This is a genomic window from Planococcus sp. 107-1, assembly GCF_021513255.1.
In the GTDB taxonomy this organism is placed as follows: domain Bacteria; phylum Bacillota; class Bacilli; order Bacillales_A; family Planococcaceae; genus Planococcus.
Genome location: NZ_CP090977.1, coordinates 1,388,594 through 1,409,962 on the forward strand (window position 1 = coordinate 1,388,594; position 21,369 = coordinate 1,409,962).

At 45.3% G+C, this 21,369-nt stretch carries 19 protein-coding genes, 1 pseudogene and 1 riboswitch; of the genes and pseudogenes, 19 read left to right on the forward strand and 1 reads right to left on the reverse strand.

Going from position 1 to position 21,369, the window contains the following annotated elements; all coding sequences use genetic code 11:
* Positions 1-47 precede the first annotated feature (47 nt).
* The 11 genes and pseudogenes from polX (at position 48) to L0M13_RS07435 (ending at position 14,007) form a co-directional block, all read left to right on the forward strand.
* Positions 48-1,751, forward strand: coding sequence for a DNA polymerase/3'-5' exonuclease PolX (gene polX, locus L0M13_RS07385; protein WP_235198941.1), 1,704 nt, complete (start codon positions 48-50; stop codon positions 1,749-1,751).
* A 12-nt stretch (positions 1,752-1,763) separates the two neighbouring features.
* Positions 1,764-4,123 (forward strand): annotated as a pseudogene (locus tag L0M13_RS07390) (endonuclease MutS2).
* A 22-nt stretch (positions 4,124-4,145) separates the two neighbouring features.
* Entirely contained in the window at positions 4,146-4,559 is a 414-nt protein-coding gene (locus L0M13_RS07395; RefSeq protein ID WP_235198942.1) for a DUF350 domain-containing protein, read from the forward strand.
* A gap of 240 nt (positions 4,560-4,799) precedes the next feature.
* On the forward strand, positions 4,800-6,491 hold the full coding sequence (locus tag L0M13_RS07400; protein WP_235198943.1) for an AMP-binding protein: 1,692 nt from the start codon (positions 4,800-4,802) through the stop codon (positions 6,489-6,491).
* A 146-nt stretch (positions 6,492-6,637) separates the two neighbouring features.
* On the forward strand, positions 6,638-7,222 hold the full coding sequence (locus L0M13_RS07405) for a fatty acid metabolism transcriptional regulator FadR (protein ID WP_235198944.1): 585 nt from the start codon (positions 6,638-6,640) through the stop codon (positions 7,220-7,222).
* 17 nt (positions 7,223-7,239) lie between these two features.
* Positions 7,240-8,013 carry an enoyl-CoA hydratase gene (locus tag L0M13_RS07410; RefSeq protein ID WP_235198945.1) on the forward strand — a complete coding sequence of 258 codons (774 nt, stop codon included), beginning with the start codon at positions 7,240-7,242 and terminating at the stop codon, positions 8,011-8,013.
* Between the two features lie 20 nt (positions 8,014-8,033).
* Complete coding sequence (locus tag L0M13_RS07415) at positions 8,034-8,807, forward strand: electron transfer flavoprotein subunit beta/FixA family protein (protein ID WP_235198946.1); 774 nt, start codon at positions 8,034-8,036, stop codon at positions 8,805-8,807.
* Between the two features lie 124 nt (positions 8,808-8,931).
* Positions 8,932-9,897, forward strand: coding sequence for an electron transfer flavoprotein subunit alpha/FixB family protein (locus L0M13_RS07420; RefSeq protein WP_235198947.1), 966 nt, complete (start codon positions 8,932-8,934; stop codon positions 9,895-9,897).
* A gap of 378 nt (positions 9,898-10,275) precedes the next feature.
* Positions 10,276-10,590, forward strand: a complete 315-nt coding sequence (gene trxA / locus L0M13_RS07425) for a thioredoxin (RefSeq protein WP_036806063.1) — start codon at positions 10,276-10,278, stop codon at positions 10,588-10,590.
* A gap of 49 nt (positions 10,591-10,639) precedes the next feature.
* Positions 10,640-12,436, forward strand: a complete 1,797-nt coding sequence (gene uvrC / locus L0M13_RS07430) for an excinuclease ABC subunit UvrC (protein ID WP_235198948.1) — start codon at positions 10,640-10,642, stop codon at positions 12,434-12,436.
* A gap of 37 nt (positions 12,437-12,473) precedes the next feature.
* Positions 12,474-12,647: riboswitch (Lysine riboswitch) on the forward strand.
* A gap of 145 nt (positions 12,648-12,792) precedes the next feature.
* Positions 12,793-14,007: an aspartate kinase gene (locus L0M13_RS07435; RefSeq protein ID WP_235198949.1), complete on the forward strand. Its 1,215-nt coding sequence runs from the start codon at positions 12,793-12,795 to the stop codon at positions 14,005-14,007.
* Between the two features lie 71 nt (positions 14,008-14,078).
* Here the strand turns inward: L0M13_RS07435 and L0M13_RS07440 are convergent, their stop codons facing one another.
* Positions 14,079-14,480, reverse strand: a complete 402-nt coding sequence (locus tag L0M13_RS07440; RefSeq protein WP_235198950.1) for a YslB family protein — start codon at positions 14,478-14,480, stop codon at positions 14,079-14,081.
* Positions 14,481-14,702: 222 nt separating this feature from the next.
* Here L0M13_RS07440 and L0M13_RS07445 point away from each other — a divergent pair, with 222 nt between their 5' ends.
* From L0M13_RS07445 to L0M13_RS07480, 8 genes are all read left to right on the forward strand, one after another.
* Positions 14,703-15,293, forward strand: coding sequence for a succinate dehydrogenase cytochrome b558 subunit (locus L0M13_RS07445; RefSeq protein ID WP_311195664.1), 591 nt, complete (start codon positions 14,703-14,705; stop codon positions 15,291-15,293).
* A 45-nt stretch (positions 15,294-15,338) separates the two neighbouring features.
* A complete protein-coding gene (gene sdhA / locus L0M13_RS07450; RefSeq protein ID WP_235198952.1) occupies positions 15,339-17,087 on the forward strand; it encodes a succinate dehydrogenase flavoprotein subunit in 1,749 nt (582 codons plus the stop codon).
* A gap of 18 nt (positions 17,088-17,105) precedes the next feature.
* Positions 17,106-17,876 carry a succinate dehydrogenase iron-sulfur subunit gene (gene sdhB, locus L0M13_RS07455; RefSeq protein ID WP_235198953.1) on the forward strand — a complete coding sequence of 257 codons (771 nt, stop codon included), beginning with the start codon at positions 17,106-17,108 and terminating at the stop codon, positions 17,874-17,876.
* A 130-nt stretch (positions 17,877-18,006) separates the two neighbouring features.
* Entirely contained in the window at positions 18,007-18,471 is a 465-nt protein-coding gene (locus L0M13_RS07460; protein WP_235198954.1) for an acyl-CoA thioesterase, read from the forward strand.
* A gap of 75 nt (positions 18,472-18,546) precedes the next feature.
* A complete protein-coding gene (locus tag L0M13_RS07465) occupies positions 18,547-18,999 on the forward strand; it encodes a MarR family winged helix-turn-helix transcriptional regulator (protein ID WP_235199283.1) in 453 nt (150 codons plus the stop codon).
* A gap of 16 nt (positions 19,000-19,015) precedes the next feature.
* The gene (gene racE / locus L0M13_RS07470; RefSeq protein WP_235198955.1) at positions 19,016-19,819 is read left to right on the forward strand and encodes a glutamate racemase; all 804 of its coding nucleotides are present in this window, start codon (positions 19,016-19,018) and stop codon (positions 19,817-19,819) included.
* A 76-nt stretch (positions 19,820-19,895) separates the two neighbouring features.
* Positions 19,896-20,645 carry a ribonuclease PH gene (gene rph / locus L0M13_RS07475; protein ID WP_235198956.1) on the forward strand — a complete coding sequence of 250 codons (750 nt, stop codon included), beginning with the start codon at positions 19,896-19,898 and terminating at the stop codon, positions 20,643-20,645.
* Positions 20,642-21,247: an XTP/dITP diphosphatase gene (locus tag L0M13_RS07480; protein ID WP_235198957.1), complete on the forward strand. Its 606-nt coding sequence runs from the start codon at positions 20,642-20,644 to the stop codon at positions 21,245-21,247. The genes rph and L0M13_RS07480 overlap by 4 nt, the downstream gene beginning before the upstream one ends.
* Positions 21,248-21,369 lie beyond the last annotated feature (122 nt).

Here is a 21,369-nt window from a genome sequence, read left to right on the forward strand (position 1 = left end):
TTACTGGAGGGAAGTTTTTTTAAGTCTAAATCTGGAGGTCTGTCTGCATGAATAAGAAAATCATCATCAGAACACTCGAAAAAATTGCGTTATATATGGAATTAAAAGGGGAAAACCCGTTTAAAGTATCGGCTTTCAGAAAAGCCGCGCAAGCGCTTGAGCTCGACCAACGGAGCTTGGATGAGTTAGGAGACGTAACGAAACTGAAAGGCATCGGCAAAGGGACAGGGGATGTCATTTTGGAATTGATGGACACTGGAAAATCCACGGTTCTTGAAGAATTGCAGGAAGAGGTGCCAAAAGGGCTGATTCCGTTGATGAAATTGCAGGGCTTGGGCGGCAAGAAAATCGCGAAGCTCTATAAGGAACTAGGCATCGATTCAGCGGAAAGCTTGAAACAGGCATGCCTGGACCATGAAATCCAGAAGCTTCCGGGTTTTGGGCCGAAATCGGAAGAGAAGATCCTGAAAGAATTGACCGATTTCGAATCGCGTCCAGGCAGACATCCGATCTGGAAAACGGAAGAAGCCGTCGAATTCATCCAGGACATTTTGTCGAAAATCCAGGAAGTCACGGAATTCTCCGTGGCAGGAAGTTTCCGCCGGACAAAAGAAACGAGCAAGGATCTGGACTTCATTGTAGCAACATCTGCTCCGTTAATCGTCAAAGAGCAATTGCTTGAAGCTTTGCCGGTCCAGGAAACCATTGCGTCTGGAGACACAAAAGTGTCGGTGACAGTGGAATTCCAGGATTTGATCGATATCGATTTCCGTTTGGTAGCGCCGGAAGAATTCACTACTGCGCTGCACCATTTCACCGGATCGAAAGACCATAATGTGAAAATGCGGCAGCTAGCGAAATCGCAGAATAAGAAAATCAGTGAGTACGGCGTTGAGCAGGAAGACGGTTCAATCGCGACCTTCGCTTCCGAAACGGATTTCTATGCTCATTTCGGTTTGCCTTTCATTCCGCCTTCCGTCCGGGAAGACGGCCGGGAATTGGATCGCCTCGAAGAATTGCCGGATCTTGTTGAGCTAAAGGACATCAAATCGGATTTGCATATGCACACCACTTGGTCGGACGGCGCGCATTCGCTGCCTGAAATGATTGATGGCTGCCGCGCAAAAGGCTATGAATACATGGTCATCACCGACCATTCTGAATACTTGAAAGTGGCGAATGGCTTGACGCCTGAACGCCTGTTAAAACAAAATGCGGAGATCCGTGAGCTGAATAAAAACTACAATGATATTGAAGTCTTATCCGGTACAGAAATGGATATATTGCCGGATGGTTCGCTGGATTTTGACGATGAAGTACTCGAACAGCTGGATTTTGTCATTGCGAGCATCCATTCCAGTTTTCAGCAGCCGCAGGAGCAAATCATGGCACGCCTGTTAACGGCAATGAAAAATCCGAATGTGGATATGATCGCCCATCCGACTGGCCGCATCATTGGCCAACGGAGCGGCTACGACCCGGATATCGAACAGCTATTGGACTGGGCGAAAGAATACGGCAAAATCGTCGAATTGAATGCAAGTCCTTACCGGCTTGATTTGGCAGTGGAACATTTGGAAATGGCGCAGGAAAAAGGTGTGCCGGTTGCCATCAATACAGACGCCCATGCCATTGAAGGATTGGATGTTATGGAAACAGGGGTCAAGCATGCGCAAAAAGCTTGGCTGAAAAGGGACCATGTAGTCAATACATGGCCGCTTGAACGCTTTAAAGAATTTTTGAAAAAGTAGGAGGTGTCTCGTTTGATCGCAGAACGCGCATTGAGAACACTTGAATATTATAAAATCCGCGAAGAAGTGGCTCGCTATTGCACTTCTTCGCTCGGGAAAGCCCATATTGAAAAATTGCTTCCTTCAACAGATATCAACGAAGTCAACCGTTTGTTGGAACAGATGGACGAAGGGGCAAGCATCATACGGGTAAAAGGGAATGTGCCGATGGGCGGCATTTTCGATATCCGCATGCATGCAAAGCGCGCACAAATCGGCGGTTCTCTTAGCCCGATGGAATTGATGGAAGTGTCATCGACCATCCGGGCGAGCCGGATTCTCCGCCAATTTTTTGAAGGCATTCGGGAAGAAGGGACAATCCAGATCCCGCTTTTCCTGGAAATGAAAGAATCGATGCCGATTTTGACGCAGCTCGAACACGACATCAATATGTGCATCGATGACAACGGCGGCGTCTTGGATAGTGCAAGTTCCGCACTTCGCACCATCCGCCAGCAGCTCCGGGCGCAGGAAAGCCGAGTGCGCGAACGGTTGGAAAGTTTAGTGCGCGGCAAAAATGCATCCAAAATGCTGTCAGATTCGATTGTGACAATCCGCAATGACCGTTTCGTTATTCCCGTAAAGCAGGAATACCGCAGCCATTACGGCGGCATCGTGCACGATCAGTCGTCTTCTGGCCAAACTTTATTCATTGAACCGGATGCAGTCGTCCAAGCAAACAATGAAGTTCGCCGCTTGAAGATGAAGGAAAAAGAAGAAATCGACCGCATTCTCCAAATGCTTTCTGCCCAGGTGCAGGAAGTGGCGCATGATCTGTTTTTGTTGGTCGAAGTGCTCGGAGAAATCGATATGATTTTTGCGAAAGCGAAATACGGCGCAGCCAATAAATGCACTAAACCTGAAATGAACACAGAAGGCTATATCAATTTAAAGAAAGCGCGCCATCCACTGATTCCGATTGACGAAGTGGTGCCGAATGATATCGAGTTTGGTCGTGACATCACGGCGATCGTCATTACCGGCCCGAATACCGGCGGGAAAACGGTGACCTTGAAAACGGTCGGGCTAAGCACGTTAATGGCTCAATCGGGCTTGCCGGTTCCAGCGCTGGAAGGTTCGGAGTTGGCAGTGTTCGATCAAGTATTTGCCGATATCGGCGATGAGCAATCGATTGAACAAAGCTTAAGTACGTTCTCTTCCCATATGGTCAATATTGTCGATATCCTGACGAAATTCGATGAAAATTCGTTGGTGATTTTTGATGAGTTGGGTGCAGGAACAGACCCTCAAGAAGGGGCAGCCCTTGCGATTTCGTTATTGGACGAAGTCCACGGACGCGGCGCACGAGTTATTGCGACGACCCACTATCCGGAATTGAAGGCCTACGGCTATAACCGGCCAGGTGTAGCAAACGCAAGCGTAGAATTTAATGTGGAAACCTTAAGCCCTACTTACCGGTTATTGATCGGTGTTCCAGGGCGAAGCAACGCATTTGAAATTTCGAAACGCCTTGGATTGCCGGAGCACATTATCAGCCACGCGAAAAGTTTCACCGGCACTGACCGGCGTGAAGTGGATTCGATGATTGCTTCTCTTGAAACGAGCCGCCGGGAAGCTGAGAAAGATGCGGAACGTTCGAGCGAAGTGTTAGAAGAATCCGAGCGTTTGAAAAAAGAACTGCAAAACCAACTGAAAGAATACGAAGAGCAAAAAGAGAAGCTGCAGGAAAAGGCGAAGGAAAAAGCACGGAAAATTGTGGAACAAGCAACCCGTGAAGCAGAAGGCGTCATGTCTGAACTTCGTAAAATGCAGATGGATCAAGCTTCATCGGTCAAAGAGCATCAGTTGATCGATGCGAAAAAACGGCTGGAGGCAGCGATGCCGGAAAACCGCATTTTGAAACGAGCGGCAAAAGCCAGCCAAGCGAAGCCGTTGAAACCGAATGATGAAGTCAAAGTGATTTCATTTGGCCAAAAAGGGACGCTGATTGAAAAAGTATCCAAAGATGAATGGATCGTCCAAATCGGCATTTTGAAGATGAAGCTGCCGGAATCCGATTTGGCTTATACAAAACCGGAAAAACAAAAAGAAACACGGGCGATGGCCACCTTGAAAAATCGGGACAGCCACGTGAAATTGGAACTCGATTTACGCGGGAACGTTACGAAGATGCACTTGCCCGTGTTGAAAAGTATATCGATGATGCGTTACTATCTAATTATCATCAAGTTTCAATCATTCACGGCAAAGGAACCGGTGCACTGCGCACAGGTGTCCAGCAGTATTTGAAAAAACATCCGAGAGTCAAAAGCTATCGCTTCGGGGAAGCAGGGGAAGGCGGCTCAGGCGTAACGGTCGCTGAGCTAAAGTGATTTCGTATAGGGGAGAATTGACATGTCAGAGACTGGGTTTTGGACACATCCGTTAGTGGAAACGGCGGGATATTTCAGCGTTGTCGTTTTATGTTTAATCGTCTCAATGGTGATTTTTGAATTGGTAACGAAGTATAAAAACTGGGAAGAAATCAAAAAAGGGAATCTGGCGGTAGCGATGGCGACCGGCGGGAAAATTTTCGGTGTCACGAATATTTTCCGGTTTTCCATCGAACGCCATAATACCTTGCTGGAAATGATCGGCTGGGGATTGTATGGATTTGCTTTATTGATTTTTGCTTATCTTTTATTTGAATTTCTTACTCCGAAATTCAAAGTGGATGAAGAAATTGAAAATGACAACCGTTCCGTCGGCTTCGTTTCGTTGACCATCTCAGTCGGACTGTCTTTCGTCATCGGTGCAAGTATTTCTTAGGAGTTGTAAACTATGGAGAATCTGATCAAGATCCTATTCGTATGCTGTGCATTGTTCATCATCGTAGGAATCGTTTTTCTGTTTGTTATTTAAAATTCAGCAGTCTGCCGAAAAGGCGGGCTGCTTTTTTATTCCTTCCAGGTTTCAGATTTTATTTGCTGTTGAAAGCGTTATCATTTACCGATATAATTAAAAATAGGAATATTCACACGATTTGAAAATCAAAAGGAGGAATAAAGAATGACAGAAAAGCCATGGCTTGCCCATTATCCGCCTGAAGTCCCAAAAACTTTGGAGTACAAAAGTATGCCCGTGCAGGAATATTTGACGCATGCCTACGAACAATTCCCGAAGAAAACAGCTATCCATTTTATGGGAAGAGATGTGAGCTACGAAGAGCTGTATGATTCCTCGATGAAGTTCGCCAATTATTTGCAAGGGCTCGGCATTGAAAAGGGTGACCGGGTGTCCGTCATGCTGCCGAACTGTCCGCAGGCAGTCATCAGTTTTTATGGCGTCCTCTATGCAGGCGGCGTAGTGGTCATGACGAATCCGCTTTATACAGAACGGGAAATCGCGTACCAAATGAACGATTCCGGTGCAAAAGCCATTGTCTCATTAGATATTTTATTCCCTCGGATTTCAAAAGTCGTGAAAAATACGAAACTGGAAAATGTCATTATTACCGGGATCAAAGACTATCTTCCTTTCCCGAAAAATATGATTTATCCATTTATCCAAAAACGCCAGACCGGATTATCAGTGAAAGTGGAGCATCGCGGCGTCAATCATTTGTTTACAGAAGTGATGAAAACCGCATCAAAAGAAGTGGAGCCAACTGAATTCGATTTCAATGAAGACCTCGCATTGCTACAATATACTGGAGGGACGACAGGTTCGCCTAAAGGGGTTATGCTGACCCATAAGAACTTGATCTCGAATGCGACGATGTGTGATTCATGGCTTTACAAATGCAAGGACGGCGAAGAGACGGTTCTTGGCATCATTCCGCTTTTCCATGTATATGGCTTGACGACAGTGTTGATCCTATCCGTGATGCAAGGCAACCGAATGGTGCTGCTGCCGAAATTTGATGCAGAAACGGCCTTGAAAACGATCAATAAACAAAAGCCGACTTTATTCCCTGGAGCTCCGACCCTTTATATTGGTCTCATGAATCATCCGGACATCGGGAAATACGATTTATCTTCCATTGATGCCTGCTTGAGCGGATCTGCGCCGCTGCCTGTTGATGTCCAAGAGAAATTCGAGGAGATTACAGGAGGCAAACTGGTTGAAGGCTACGGTTTAACGGAAACGTCCCCGGTTACCCATTCGAATCTGATTTGGGGAGAACGCGTTAAAGGCTCTATCGGCTTCCCGTATCCCGACACGGACTGCAAAATTTTCCTTCCCGGGACGACAGATGAAGTGCCGGCAGGAGAGATCGGCGAAATTGCGATTTCAGGTCCTCAAGTGATGAAAGGCTACTGGAACCGGCCGGATGATACCGCTGCAACCATCGTTAATGGCTGGCTGTTGACGGGAGATCTCGGCTATATGGATGAAAAAGGCCATTTCTTTATCGTCGACCGCAAAAAAGACATGATCATTGCAGGTGGATTCAATATCTACCCTCGTGAAATAGAAGAAGTCCTGTATGAGCACGAAGCTGTCCAGGAATGTGTTGTTGCTGGAATACCGGATCCTTACCGCGGTGAAACGGTAAAGGCATACATTGTGCAAAAAGAAGGGTATACTGTTTCTGAGGAAGAGTTTAATAAATATTGCCGTGAACATTTAGCAGCATTCAAAGTTCCGCGCATTTATGAATTCCGCAAAGAGCTGCCGAAAACCGCAGTCGGAAAAATCCTTCGCCGCTCATTAGTGGACGAAGAAGTCGCTAAGCAAAATGAAGCGGTGCCGTCTTAACTATAAGAGCGACAAAATTATTGCCTATCGCTGCAGAGTAAAGCTGGCAATTGATAAAAGCTTGACACGTCAATAGATAAACTATAATATGAAAATATGAATGAAGCGCCATTCATATTTTCATATTTTTTTTGGGTGGTGATGATTTGGTAAAAAAGGATAAACCAAAATACAAACAGATCGTAGATGCTGCGGTCGTGGTAATTGCAGAAAATGGTTACCATCAAGCGCAAGTATCTAAAATTGCAAAGCAGGCAGGAGTGGCTGACGGCACAATTTATCTCTACTTCAAAAACAAAGAAGATATTCTGATTTCTGTTTTCGAAGAAAAGATGGCAGTCTTTGTCGAGAAACTCGAACAGATTTTGGTTCGGGATATTCCGGCAGTGGATAAATTAGGCTTGATGATCGAAAGCCATTTTAGTTTGCTGGCAAGTGATCTGCATCTCGCCATAGTGACCCAGTTGGAGCTCAGACAATCGAATACTGAAATCCGAATGAAAATAAATGGCGTGTTAAGAGAATATTTATTGCTGCTTGATAAAATCCTTGTCAAAGGGATGGAAGACGGAGAATTCGATGAAAAAATGGATATCCGTTTAGCTCGGCAAATGGTTTTTGGTACAATGGATGAGACCATCACCACTTGGGTGATGAACGATCATAAATATGATTTAGTCGAATTGGCGCCGAAAGTCCATCGTCTTTTGATGAAGGGAATTCGCGCATAGGGGAAGGGGCTCTTCAAATGGAATTTATCAGTTGGAAAAAAGAAGATGGTGTTGCGGTTGCAACAATCAATCGTCCGCCAGCAAATGCGTTATCTCGTGCATTGATCATGGAAGTGAACAGTCTGCTTGATGAAGTGGAACATGATGAAGAAGTCCGTGCAATCGTCTTACATGGCGAAGGAAGATTCTTTTCTGCAGGAGCCGATATAAAGGAATTTACAGAAGTGACAAGCGGCGAAGAGTTTTCAAAACTCTCAGCAAGCGGACAGGCCGTATTTGAACGAGTCGAAACATTTCATAAACCTGTGATCGCAGCCATCCACGGAGCGGCTTTAGGCGGCGGTTTGGAATTGGCGATGAGCTGCCATATGCGTTTTGTTTCTGAAAATGCTAAACTAGGATTGCCGGAACTTCAGCTTGGCTTGATTCCAGGATTTGCAGGGACGCAGCGCTTGCCGCGGTATGTAGGTGTCGCAAAAGCAGCAGAAATGCTTTTGACAAGCGATCCGATTACGGGAGCAGAAGCAGCTCAGTTGGGATTAGCCAACCGTGCTTATGCAGAAGCAGACCTACTTTCGGAAACGCTTTCAATTGCAAAGAAAATTGCGAAGAAAAGTCCGGTGTCGGTTAAAGCGGCTATTGATATGCTGCAGTATTCAAAGTCTGCAAGCTATCATGACGGCGTGAAAGCAGAAGCGGCTTCCTTTGGAACGGTTTTTGTTTCAGAAGACGCAAAAGAAGGAATCCAGGCTTTCCTGGAAAAACGCGAAGCACAATTTAAAGGGAAATAATACTTGGGAGGTTTACGTTCATGAACATTTATGTATTGGTAAAACGTACTTTTGACACAGAAGAAAAATTAGTCATCTCTGGTGGCAAAATACAGGACGACGGCGCAGAATTCATCATTAATCCATATGATGAGTATGCGATTGAAGAAGCGATCACTGTCCGTGACGAACATGGCGGGGAAGTAACCGTTATCACAATCGGCGGAGAAGAAGCTGAAAAGCAACTTCGTACAGCTCTTGCAATGGGCGCGGATAAAGCAGTATTGATCAACACAGAAGACGATTTGGAAGAAATGGATGAGTTCACGACTTCCTACATATTAGCGGAATACTTGAAAGACAAAGATGCGGACTTGATTTTAGCAGGGAACGTAGCAATCGATGGCGGATCTGGCCAAGTAGGGCCGCGTGTTGCTGATTTGCTAGGCATCAACTATGTAACAACGATTACGAGCCTTAAAATCGATGGCACAACTGCGACAATCGTGAGAGACATCGAAGGGGATGCAGAAGAGCTTGAAACGTCATTGCCGTTGCTTGTAACAGCTCAGCAAGGTTTGAACGAACCTCGTTACCCATCACTTCCAGGAATCATGAAAGCGAAGAAAAAACCGCTTGAAGAGTTGGAACTCGATGATTTGGATATCGAAGAAGACGACGTTGAAGCGAAAACGGAAACAATCGAAATTTACTTGCCGCCGAAAAAAGAAGCGGGCCGCGTGCTAGAAGGGGACATTTCAGCACAAGTATCGGAATTGGTCGGATTATTGCGCAACGAAGCGAAAGTTATATAAAGCAAGAAAAGCGAAGGCTGCCGTTTAGCTCCGACAAGCGACTAGAGGAGCTGGCAGCCGGAGTCTGAACACTAAAAATAACTGAACGATAAATTTTCACATCTACTTAGGGGGTAAACAGACTATGTCGAAAAAAGTATTGGTATTGGGCGAAACGCGTGAAGGCGCTTTACGTAATGTAACGTTTGAAGCAATTGCCGCTGCGAAGAAAATCTCTGGCGGTGGAGAAGTAGTAGGCGTTTTGATTGGCGATTCAGTCGCTGACTTTGGCGCAGAACTTGTAAATTACGGAGCTGACCGTGTCATTACGGTAGAGCACCCTCATTTGAAGTCTTACACTTCAGATGGCTACGGGCAAGCATTCATGGCTGTCATCGAACAAGAAAGCCCAGAAGGCATCGTTTTCGGCCACACAGCGGTCGGAAAAGATTTATCGCCTAAAATCGCATCGAAATTGCAATCCGGTTTGATTTCTGATGTGACAAATATCGAAGGGGAAGGCGATGACGCTGTATTTGTCCGCCCGATCTATTCTGGTAAAGCATTCGAAAAAGTGAAATCAAAAGAAGGCCTTTCATTTATCACAGTTCGTCCGAACAACATTCCGCCATTAGCAAAAGAAGAGCGTTCAGGCGATGTAAGTTCACTTTCAGTGGATATTACAAACTTGCGCACGATCATCAAAGATGTGGTCCGCAAATCTGCTGAAGGCGTTGACCTTTCAGAAGCGAAAGTGATCGTTGCTGGCGGACGCGGCGTGAAGAGCACAGAAGGCTTCGAACCTTTGCAAGAATTAGCGAATCTTCTTGGCGGCGCTGTTGGTGCTTCTCGTGGAGCATGTGATGCGGATTATTGCGATTATTCCTTGCAGATCGGACAAACAGGTAAAGTTGTAACACCTGACCTATACATCGCAGCAGGAATTTCAGGGGCGATCCAGCACTTAGCAGGTATGTCCAACTCGAAAGTCATTGTTGCGATCAACAAAGACCCAGAAGCGAACATTTTCAAAGTAGCGGATTACGGCATTGTCGGAGACTTGTTCGAAGTCATCCCGATGCTGACAGAAGAATTCAAGAAAGTAATGTAATTAAGAAAAGCGAAAGCGGGCGTACAGCTCCGAAAGGCATAAGACAGAACAGCGAAGCGGCGCTGGCTTATGACCCGAGGAGTTGCCTGCTGGAGTCTGGACAAAGAAAAGCGAAAGCAACGGCCCTTGTAATAGAAAGGGCCGTTTTTTAATGGGAATTAACGCGAAAGCACCTCGATGTGAAAGTTTCGCACCCAAAATCGATTTTTCCGCACCTCGTAAAATTTCGTATTAAACTGGACAAAATAAGCCGCATTTATCCATCGTTTATTCTTCCGAGTAAGGGGTAGATAGGAAGTAGGCAAATAAATAGCTACAGTTTTTCACGCATGCTATAATCAAAACATAGTTTGGTTACATTATAAGGAGGAATTATTCATGGCAATAGTACACGGTACAGATCAGAACTTTTCACAAGAAATCTCAGAAGGTTTAGTATTAGTAGATTTTTGGGCTACTTGGTGCGGGCCTTGTAAAATGATTGCTCCAGTTCTTGAAGAATTAGACGCTGAAATGAGCGATAAAGTTAAAATCGTAAAAGTAGACGTTGATGAAAACCAAGAAACTGCAGGCAAATACGGCATCATGTCAATCCCGACTCTTCTATTGATGAAAGACGGAGAAACAGTTGATAAAGTTGTTGGCTTCAGACCAAAAGAAGCTTTGGCTGAATTAGTTAACCAACACGCATAATTCTTAACCGGGTCCAGTGATGGCCCCGGTTTTTTAATAGGGTGAGATAATGGCAAATGAATTGATCCAACATAAATTAGCAATTCTTCCCGATCAGCCGGGCTGTTACTTAATGAAAGACCGGCAAGACACGATCATTTACGTGGGCAAAGCGAAAGTGCTGAAAAATCGTGTGCGTTCTTACTTTACTGGAAGCCACGATGCGAAAACCCAGCGCTTAGTCGGAGAAATTGTCGACTTCGAATACATTGTAACGAACTCGGAAAAAGAAGCGTTGATCTTGGAATTGAATTTGATCAAAAAGCATGATCCGAAATACAATATCATGTTAAAAGACGACAAAACTTATCCGTATTTAAAAATTACAAGTGAGCGGCATCCGAAATTGATTATTACGCGGCAAGTAAAACGCGATAAAGGAAAGTATTTTGGTCCTTATCCGAATGCCTATGCAGCGAGTGCAACAAAGAAATTGCTCGACCGGCTGTATCCGCTTCGCAAATGCCATACGATGCCGGACCGTGCCTGCCTCTACTATCACATGGGGCAATGCTTGGCGCCTTGTGTAAAACCGGTCGAAAAAGAAACGTATCAGGAAATGATCGATGATATTTCAAGGTTTTTAAATGGCGGTTTCCGCGAAGTGAAGCAAGACCTTGTTGAAAAAATGTCCGAAGCCGCTGAAAACTTGGAGTTTGAGCGTGCAAAGGAATACCGTGATCAAATTTCCCATATTGAAACAGTCATGGAAAAACAGAAAATGACCATGAATGACTTTACGAACCGGGATGTTTTCGGCTATGCAATTGATAAAGGGTGGATGTGTGTACAGGTCTTTTTCGTCCGCCAAGGCAAGCTGATTGAACGGGATGTTTCCTTATTCCCGCTTTACCGGGACCCTAAAGAAGAGTTCATGACGTTCCTCGGACAATTTTATGAACAATCGAACCATGTAAAGCCGAATGAAATTTTATTGCCGGAAGGCGAAGATGCTGAATTGGTGCGTGAATGGCTGGATATGCGCGTGCTTATTCCGCAGCGCGGCAAGAAAAAAGATTTGGTGGCTTTGGCAAAGAAAAATGCGGAAATCGCCATCAAAGAGAAATTCCAATTGCTTGAACGCCAAGAAGAACGCACAGTTGGTGCATGCGTGGAACTTGGAGAAGCGATGAATATCGAAACGCCGCTGCGCATTGAGGCATTCGATAACTCCCATATCCAAGGGGCTGATGCGGTTTCTGCGATGGTCGCGTTTGTGGACGGAAAACCGTCCAAAAAAGATTACCGCAAATACAAAACGCGCAGTGCTTCAAAACCGGATGATTACGCAGCCATGCGTGAAGTTATCCGCCGGCGCTATACGCGTGTGTTACGGGATAATTTGCCTCTTCCTGATTTGATCGTGATCGATGGTGGGAAAGGGCAGATGGAGTCCGCTCGGGAAATTATCGAAGACGAACTGGGCTTGTCCATTCCAATTGCGGGCCTTGCAAAAGATGCAAAACACCAAACTTCACAGCTTCTTTATGGAAATCCAGTTGAAGTCGTGCCGTTGAAACGGACGAGCGAAGCTTTTTATCTGCTGCAGCGAATTCAAGATGAAGTTCACCGTTTCGTCATAACTTTCCACCGGCAGCTGCGCGGCAAAAACTCGATCCAGTCGGCGCTTGATGGGCTGCAAGGCGTCGGGCCTAAGCGCAAACAGCAATTGCTGAAGCATTTCGGCTCCGTCAAACGCATCAAAGAAGCGTCAATCGACGAGTTAAAAGATGCAGGAATGCCGGAAAGTTTGTCTCAAACCATTTTTCAGCATTTTCAAAATGACACATTGTCAACTGAGCAGTAACATGTTATCGTAGAAGAATAATTGAATCACTTGGAAAAGTGATGATAGAGGTGCGGACGTCAATAGTAGCCATTCGGAGATTTGCAGAATCGATGAAGGATGGTGAAAGGGGCGCCCGCCGAAGTGTGCTGTAATTTGCAATACGCATGCTGGTCCTGCATTTAATAAGTGCAGGGCTGTCAGAGTTTATCTCTGGAGGGCTATCTCACATGGACGTTTTTCGTATTCGTACATGCTAAAGAGGTAGTTTGCCGGTAACTCGGTGAGCTGCCTTTTTTTTATTGGCAGGCAAAGCCATATTCAGTCTTTGCTTTTCATGTTGAGGGCCACATCGAAAAAATGTGGGAGTGGATGGAATGAAAACGGTAGTCATGAAATTTGGCGGAACATCAGTTGCAACACCGGAGAAAATTATCGGTGTCGCGAAAAGAGCCATTACTGAAAAAGAAAAAGGCAGAAGAGTCGTGATTGTTGTTTCGGCGATGGGAAAAACAACGGATACATTGCTTGGCTTGGCTAACGAAATCTCTGCTGAGCCGCCGAAACGGGAGATGGATATGCTGCTAGCGACAGGAGAACAGGTGACTATTTCATTGCTCGCCATGGCATTTAAAGCGCTCGGCCATGAAGCTTTGTCGTTTACCGGTTGGCAAGCAGGCATTGAAACAGAATCAGTGCCGCGCAATGCACGCATTGAACAAATCCATACAGAAAGGTTGGAAAAGGTGTTGGACAATGGCTATTTCTGTGTAGTTGCCGGGTTCCAAGGCGTTGATAAAATCGGCAATATCACGACACTCGGACGCGGAGGATCGGATACGACAGCGGTGGCGCTGGCAGCTGCATTAAAGGCAGACCGCTGCGATATATACACAGATGTCGATGGCGTTTACACATCTGATCCGCGTTTTGTCAGCGGCGTACGGAAGCTCGAGCAGATTTCATATGATGAAATGCTGGAATTGGCCAATCTCGGGGCTGGCGTCCTGCATCCCCGGGCAGTTGAATTTGCGAAAAATAACCAGGTTTCCCTATCGGTCAGAGCAAGTTATTCCGATGAACCCGGCACAATCATACAAGAGGTGGTCACTGTGGAAAAAAATCTTATTGTCAGAGGCGTCGCATTTGAAAAAGGAATTGCACGTGTGACAGTCACATATAAAAAACCGTTCAATGGTTCATTGGCAAATATCTTTACAAAGCTTGCTGAAAACCACATCGATGTGGACATCATCGTCCAAAGCATCACGGATGCGTTCCCGCCGTCCGTTTCTTTTTCCATTAAAGAAGAAAGTTTAGAGGAAGCGCGCCGGGTGCTTGAACAACACAAAGAAGAGATCGGTTTTGTTTCCTGTGAATTCGAAGTAGGCCTCTCGAAAGTCTCCATCGTCGGTTCCGGAATGGTTTCAAATCCGGGGGTTGCAGCGCAAATGTTCGATATTCTCCGCATGGAAGAAATTCCGGTAAAGATGGTCAGCACCTCAGAGATTAAAGTATCGGTCGTTGTGCCGTTTGTTGACATGCAAAAATCAGCGGATGCCTTGCACAGAGCCTTTGGTTTAGATGAATAAAAAAGAAAACCCCGATAAATGAAATCGGGGTTTTTCAATGGAAGGAATAAATGAATGCTCAAAAAGTGGATTTATGCTTTTTCCCGCAGATCCGTTTTCAAGGTGATCCGCACTAAATTCTTTTTCGGAAGGACTTCTTCGTAGGCTTCTGTCAAAAAACCGCTCAATTTCTGTTTTTGTTCAGCCAGAAATCCGGCTTCAAGCTTAAAGCAGCGATTTTCGATTTTGTAGGGGTGAAGTGTATAGATGGTTTCATCTTTGCCGGCCTTTTCCAGGGACAATTGGCCAAAATTTGCTTGGCTAAAAAAATCAGGTGCTTCTTCCATCGCGAAAAGAGGGAATTTGCGGGCAAGCGATTTCCCAGCCCAGTAAAGGATATCAGCTTCGTGCTGGCCTAGAACTTCTGATAATACATAGTCCCGTATAATTTCATAACCGAACTCCTGATCGGTTTCAGCTTCTTTTACAGTCATGTCGAACCCACTTTCAGTATAATAAATTAATAGTAAGAATCACTTAGAAATATGCTAGTTGCCTTGACGCTCCAATTGGGGCGGAGTACAATAAATATGTCATATTATTGTATCATGATGTTGGTTGCAGTCAATGGATGCTTTCGTAACATATCGTTTGCTCTTTTTTCTGCGTATTATTGCTTGAGGGAGGTAAAAGTTTTGGACAATCGTGAATTTTTAATGCGCAGGTTACACTCATTACTAGGAATCATTCCAGTAGGGCTGTTCTTGACGCAGCATCTAATCGTCAACCATTTTGCTACACAAGGTGAAGCTTCTTTCAACAAAGCTTCTCACTTCATGGCGAACTTGCCGTTTGTTATTTTCTTAGAGATCTTCGTTATTTATTTGCCGTTGATGTATCATGCGTTCTACGGTGTATACATAGCGTTCACGTCTAAGCATAACCCAGGTAAGTACAGCTACATGCGCAACATTTTATTCGTTGCACAGCGCTACACAGGTGTTTTCCTAGTCATCTTCATTGCATGGCACGTCTTTGAAACTCGTTTCCAAGTTGCGATCGGCAATGCAGCGGAAGCAGATTTCAATATGATGGAAAATATCTTGAGCAACCCATTAATGTTAGCGTTTTACATTGTAGGTGTTTTAGCAGCGACGTTCCACTTGGCTAACGGCTTCTGGTCATTCTTAGTCACTTGGGGAATTACACAATCTGAAAAATCTCAGCGAATGGCATCTTATTTCACGCTTCTAGTGTTTGTGGTGCTTTCGATTATTGGTATCAGAGCTTTGTTTGCGTTCGTTTAAGAACGTTTTGATTATTGGTGAACTAAAAGAGGAGTGAATACCAAAATGGCGAGAGGCAAAATTTCTATCGTAGGCGGCGGCCTTGCCGGTTTGATGGCAGCAATTAAAGCTGCTGAAGCTGGCTCACCTGTCGACCTGTTTTCAATCGTTCCAGTTAAAAGATCTCACTCAGTTTGTGCACAGGGCGGGATCAACGGAGCGGTAAATACAAAAGGCGAAGGGGATTCCCCAGCAATTCACCTTGATGACACCGTTTACGGCGGTGACTTCCTGGCGAACCAAAAACCTGTTAAAGCAATGACAGATGCGGCACCAGGAATTATTCGCATGTTCGACCGCATGGGCGTTATGTTCAACCGTACGCCAGAAGGTCTTCTGGATTTCCGTCGTTTCGGCGGAACGATGCACCATAGAACGGCTTTTGCCGGTGCAACAACTGGCCAGCAATTGCTTTATGCACTAGATGAGCAAGTTCGCCGCCACGAAGTGGCTGGCTTGATCACAAAATACGAAGGCTGGGAATTCCTTGGCTTAGTTTTAGATGACAACGGCGTCGGCAAAGGGATCACTGCCCAGAACATGACGACAATGGAAATCCGTGCGTTCCGTGCAGATGCGGTTATTATGGCAACTGGCGGACCTGGGATCATTTTCGGCAAGTCGACAAACTCTGTCATCAATACAGGGTCTGCTGCTTCGATCGTTTATCAGCAAGGCGCGTATTATGCAAATGGCGAGTTCATCCAAATTCACCCGACAGCGATTCCAGGAGACGACAAGCTTCGTTTGATGTCTGAATCGGCTCGCGGTGAAGGCGGACGTATCTGGACATATAAAGATGGTAAGCCTTGGTATTTCTTGGAAGAAAAATATCCGGCATACGGAAACTTGGTTCCACGTGATATCGCGACACGCGAAATCTTCGATGTTTGTGTAAACCAGAAACTGGGCATCAACGGCGAAAACATGGTTTATCTTGACCTTTCCCATAAAGATGCTAAAGAATTGGATATCAAACTTGGCGGAATCATTGAAATCTATGAGAAATTTACTGGGGACGATCCTCGTAAAGTTCCAATGAAAATCTTCCCGGCTGTCCACTATTCGATGGGCGGACTATGGGTTGATGACCACCAAATGACAAGCATTCCTGGCGTTCTTGCAGCAGGAGAATGTGATTATTCGCAGCACGGAGCAAACCGCTTAGGCGCTAACTCATTGCTTTCTGCCATCTACGGCGGAATGGTTGCAGGCCCGAATGCAATGGAATACGTTCAAGGTTTGGATGTATTGGCTGAAGATCTTCCTTCGGACATTTTTGACCGCGCGGTTGCTGAAGAGCAGCGCAAATGGGACGAAATCCTAGCACTTGATGGAACTGAAAATGCTTACGTTCTTCACAAAGAACTTGGCGAATGGATGACAGACAACGTAACAGTTGTTCGCTATAACGACCGCTTGAAAGCGACAGATGAGAAAATCCAAGAGCTGCTTGAACGTTTCAATCACATCAGCATCACGGATACTCAGCTTTGGAGCAACCAAGGCGCAATGTTCGCACGCCAGTTGAAAAATATGCTACATTTAGCACGAGTGATCACGCTTGGGGCTTATTATCGCAATGAAAGCCGTGGAGCTCATTACAAACCGGACTTCCCGGAACGCAATGACGAAGAATTCTTGAAAACAACAATGGCCAAATTCAATGGCTACGATGAGCCGATCTTCACTTACGAAGAAGTCGATACATCGCTGGTTGAACCTCGAATTCGAGATTACTCATCAGCACACTAAGAAGGGAGCTAATTTACCATGGGTGAAGCAGCAAAAACGGTTATATTTGAAATCGAACGCCGAAACTCTACGGATGAAGCACCGTATTTCGAGAAGTTCGAATTGCCATATCGCTTGAACATGAACGTCATTTCGGCGTTGATGGAAATCCGCCGGAATCCAGTTACAATGGACGGCAAAAAAACAACTCCGGTCACTTGGGACATGAACTGTCTTGAGGAAGTATGTGGAGCTTGTTCAATGGTCATCAACGGCAAAGCACGCCAGTCGTGTACAGCTCTTGTCGATCAATTGGAACAGCCAATCCGCCTTCAGCCGATGAAGACATTCCCTGTAGTCCGCGACTTGATCGTAGACCGCAGCCGTATGTTCGATTCACTGAAAAAAGTCAAAGCTTGGGTGCCAATCGATGGAACTCATGACCTTGGCGACGGACCTCGTATGCCAGAACGCAAACGCCAATGGGCTTACGAACTTTCAAAATGTATGACTTGCGGCGTATGCTTAGAAGCATGCCCGAACGTCAATGATAAATCCGATTTCATCGGACCAGCACCACTTTCACAAGTTCGCTTGATGAACGCGCACCCAACTGGATCTATGACTCGCGATGAGCGCTTAAATGCAATCATGGGCGATGGCGGTCTAGGCAGCTGCGGTAACTCTCAAAACTGTGTTGAATCTTGTCCAAAAGGAATTCCTTTGACAACATCAATCGCAGCGTTGAACCGCGACACAACAGTTCAAATGTTCCGCAACTTCTTCGGAAGCGACAGAATGGTTGATTAGTCTTATTGAAAAAAATCCCTGCTGCGGCAGGGATTTTTTCTTTTGATTTAGATATATGATTTCAGGTAAAGGTCTAAGTTTTGCTATACTAATAAAATATGACCTTGTATTACATACTGGAGGATTTTAGATGAAAGCCAAGTACATTGAAAATTTTAATAAATGGAAAGAAGAGTTTCGCTTTTCTGCGCCGGTCCAAGTGCGTTTTTCAGAAACGGATATGTTCGGGCATGTGAATAATACGGTGCCAATTACGTATTTTGAATTTGCACGCATCGAGTATATGAAAGAACTGGGGCTTATGCAGCGTTGGCTAAAAGGCAGTGATTTGTTTCCCGTCGTAGCAGATATGCAAGTCGACTACGTAAAACAAGTTTTCTTTGACGAAAAAATGGATATTTACGTTAAAGTTGCATCAGTCGGAAATTCTTCGATAGATGTCCATTACTGGGCAGTCAATGAAAAAGAAGAAACCTGCTTTACAGGTAGAGGCGCGATGGTGCAGATTTCCAAGGAAACCGGAAAAGGATTTCCTTGGAGCCCGGAAGAGTGGGAATTGCTAACTAGCAACCAAGCCATTTCGATGGAAAACTGACTGGGTTCTTGCCATAACCATAAAAAACCTTCACTATAGAAGAGAAGATACGTAACCGAGGAGTGGATGATTGTAATGACAAACACCAATAACCATATTCCACACAATTCCGATAAAGTAGCATTTATGGAAAAAGAATTGCGCTATATATCCGGTTTGATCAAGCAAAAAGGGAGAGAGATCTTGAATTCCTATACGATCACACCTCCCCAATTTGTGGCGCTGCAATGGCTTTTCGAACATGGCGATATGACAATTGGAGACCTTTCCAACAAAATGTATTTGGCTTTCAGTACGACGACCGACCTTGTCGACCGAATGGAAAAAAATGAGTTAGTGGTCCGAGTGCGGGAGGAACAAGACCGCCGTGTCGTTCGGATCAAATTATTAAAAGAGGGCGAACGGATCATTGAAGAAGTGATTAAAAAGAGACAAGATTATTTAGAGACGGTGCTTGAAGATTTCAGTGCCGATGAAGTTGAGCGGTTTTCGTTCTTACTTGAAAAACTGCATACAAACATGAAATAGAATTGAGGTAACTAATTTGAATGCGCCAATCGGAGTTATTGATTCAGGAGTAGGCGGACTGACGGTGGCAAAAGAGATCATCAAACTTTTGCCGAACGAACAGATTTATTACATAGGGGATAATGCCAGATGCCCGTATGGACCCCGTTCTCTCCAAGAAGTCCGTAAATTCACATGGCAAATGGCCGAAGCTTTAATGAAAAAGAAAATTAAGATGCTGGTGATCGCTTGCAATACAGCAACGGCTGCTGCATTGAATTCACTGCAGAAAAAACTGCCGATTCCTGTCATCGGTGTGATTTTCCCAGGGGCGAGAGCTGCAATTAAAACATCCCATAGCAAAAATATCGCAGTTCTTGGAACCTTGGGGACGGTGAAAAGCGGCGCTTATGAAAAAGCGATCAAGTCATTGGTCTCTTCTGCGCATGTTGTCCAATTGGCATGTCCAAGGTTCGTGCCGCTTGTGGAGAGTGATGAATATGAGGGGGAATTTGCCCGGATTATGGTGCAAGATACCCTTTCCCAGATTGAAGAAGAAGAATTTGATACGGCAATTTTGGGGTGTACCCATTATCCGTTGCTGCAAGGATTTATCGAGGAAGTTTTCGGGGATGGCGTAAAAGTATTGTCTTCTGCTGAAGAAACGGCAAAAGACGTCGAGCGGCACCTGAGATACAAAAAACAGCTCGCTGACCGGCAAAAGCCGCCAATCCATCACTTTTACACATCCGGTTCCACACCGATCTTTACTTCGATTATTGAAAAATGGCTAAGCATTGATCATCCGTTGATCCACTCTATCCGATTTCCAAAAACCTGATGGCTTAGCTATCGGGTTTTTGGCTGTAGTAAAGGAAATATGGTAAGCTATTTGAGCAAATACAAGGAGGATTCTCATGACAAGAATTGATGAAAGAGCAATAAATGAACTGCGCCCGGTGCAGATGAAAGCGGATTATTTAATCCATCCGGAAGGCTCTGTATTGATTACGGTTGGCCAGACAAAAGTGATTTGTACAGCGACCATTGAAGACAAAGTGCCGCCATTTTTGCGCGGCCAAGGGAAAGGATGGATCACGGCGGAGTATTCGATGCTGCCGCGTGCCACCAATAGCCGGAATCGGCGGGAAGCTTCTGCTGGGAAAATCAGTGGACGGACGATGGAAATCCAACGTTTAATCGGCCGTGCCTTGCGTGCTGTCGTAGATTTGGAAAAGCTGGGTGAACGGACTTTATGGATCGATTGCGACGTTATCCAAGCGGATGGCGGAACACGAACAGCTTCGATCACGGGAGCGTTTGTGGCAATGGTAATGGCCATTGGAAAATTGGAGCTTCCTGCATTTCCGGTTACCGACTTTTTAGCAGCGACTAGCGTGGGCATCGACAGTGAACTTGGAGCTATCCTAGACTTGAACTATGTAGAAGATTCTTCCGCACAAGTCGATATGAATCTTGTGATGACTGGAGCCGGCCATTTTGTGGAACTGCAGGGAACTGGGGAAGAGTCGACGTTTACGCGGACTCAACTCAATGAACTTCTGGACCTTGGTGAAAGCGGAATCCAGCAATTGATTGAAAAACAAAAAGAGGTACTTGGAAGCTTGGCGCAGAAAATCGGGGAAGAGGTGGAATCGAACTTATGAAACAAGTAATCATTGCGACTCAAAACAAAGGCAAAGCGAAGGATTTTGAAGCCCTTTTCGGACCGCTCGGATACGAGGTGTTAACGCTTCGTGATGTAGCAAAAGACATGGACGTTGAAGAAACAGGCGTAACGTTCGAAGAAAATGCCATCCTTAAAGCGGAAGCGGTGGCTGAAGCCCTTCAAACTACTGTTATTGCAGATGACAGCGGGCTTGAAATTGATGCGTTAAACGGCGAACCTGGGGTCTATTCGGCCCGTTATGCCGGTGAAGCAAAAAGCGATGAAGCCAATATTGAAAAAGTGTTAGCGAAATTGGAAGGTGTATCTGAAGAACAACGTACAGCACGCTTCCGCTGCGTTCTCGCAATCGCTTCGCCAAATAAGGAAACTGTTACTTATTCAGGGTCGTGCGAAGGAATGATCCTTTCTGAACGAAGAGGCGACCACGGTTTCGGCTACGATCCGATTTTCTTTGTGCCTAACGAAGGAAAAGCAATGGCGGAACTTCTGCCAGAAGAAAAAGCAGCGATTTCCCACCGGGGCAACGCACTCCGCGAATTGGAAAAAGCGATGCCGGAATGGCTGGATAATGGCCAATAAAATAAAAAGAAATAAATTTTAATGTTTTTTTAAAATAGCATTGACTTTTCTTGAAATCATTTCTATAATTAAAATTGTCTTTCAGTTGAAAAACGCAGCCCACCCAGTGGTGTTGAAGTTTG

Bases quoted from the DNA above. Each gene is read 5' to 3' on its own strand.
- L0M13_RS07420 (WP_235198947.1), top strand. From the start codon at position 8,932: ATGTCGAAAAAAGTATTGGTATTGGGCGAAACGCGTGAAGGCGCTTTA.
- trxA (WP_036806063.1), top strand. From the start codon at position 10,276: ATGGCAATAGTACACGGTACAGATCAGAACTTTTCACAAGAAATCTCA.
- L0M13_RS07400 (WP_235198943.1), top strand. From the start codon at position 4,800: ATGACAGAAAAGCCATGGCTTGCCCATTATCCGCCTGAAGTCCCAAAA.
- sdhB (WP_235198953.1), top strand. From the start codon at position 17,106: ATGGGTGAAGCAGCAAAAACGGTTATATTTGAAATCGAACGCCGAAAC.
- L0M13_RS07415 (WP_235198946.1), top strand. From the start codon at position 8,034: ATGAACATTTATGTATTGGTAAAACGTACTTTTGACACAGAAGAAAAA.
- L0M13_RS07445 (WP_311195664.1), top strand. From the start codon at position 14,703: ATGCGCAGGTTACACTCATTACTAGGAATCATTCCAGTAGGGCTGTTC.
- L0M13_RS07465 (WP_235199283.1), top strand. From the start codon at position 18,547: ATGACAAACACCAATAACCATATTCCACACAATTCCGATAAAGTAGCA.
- sdhA (WP_235198952.1), top strand. From the start codon at position 15,339: ATGGCGAGAGGCAAAATTTCTATCGTAGGCGGCGGCCTTGCCGGTTTG.
- L0M13_RS07440 (WP_235198950.1), bottom strand. From the start codon at position 14,480: ATGACTGTAAAAGAAGCTGAAACCGATCAGGAGTTCGGTTATGAAATT.
- L0M13_RS07395 (WP_235198942.1), top strand. From the start codon at position 4,146: ATGTCAGAGACTGGGTTTTGGACACATCCGTTAGTGGAAACGGCGGGA.
- L0M13_RS07435 (WP_235198949.1), top strand. From the start codon at position 12,793: ATGAAAACGGTAGTCATGAAATTTGGCGGAACATCAGTTGCAACACCG.
- L0M13_RS07460 (WP_235198954.1), top strand. From the start codon at position 18,007: ATGAAAGCCAAGTACATTGAAAATTTTAATAAATGGAAAGAAGAGTTT.
- polX (WP_235198941.1), top strand. From the start codon at position 48: ATGAATAAGAAAATCATCATCAGAACACTCGAAAAAATTGCGTTATAT.
- uvrC (WP_235198948.1), top strand. From the start codon at position 10,640: ATGGCAAATGAATTGATCCAACATAAATTAGCAATTCTTCCCGATCAG.
- rph (WP_235198956.1), top strand. From the start codon at position 19,896: ATGACAAGAATTGATGAAAGAGCAATAAATGAACTGCGCCCGGTGCAG.
- L0M13_RS07480 (WP_235198957.1), top strand. From the start codon at position 20,642: ATGAAACAAGTAATCATTGCGACTCAAAACAAAGGCAAAGCGAAGGAT.
- L0M13_RS07410 (WP_235198945.1), top strand. From the start codon at position 7,240: ATGGAATTTATCAGTTGGAAAAAAGAAGATGGTGTTGCGGTTGCAACA.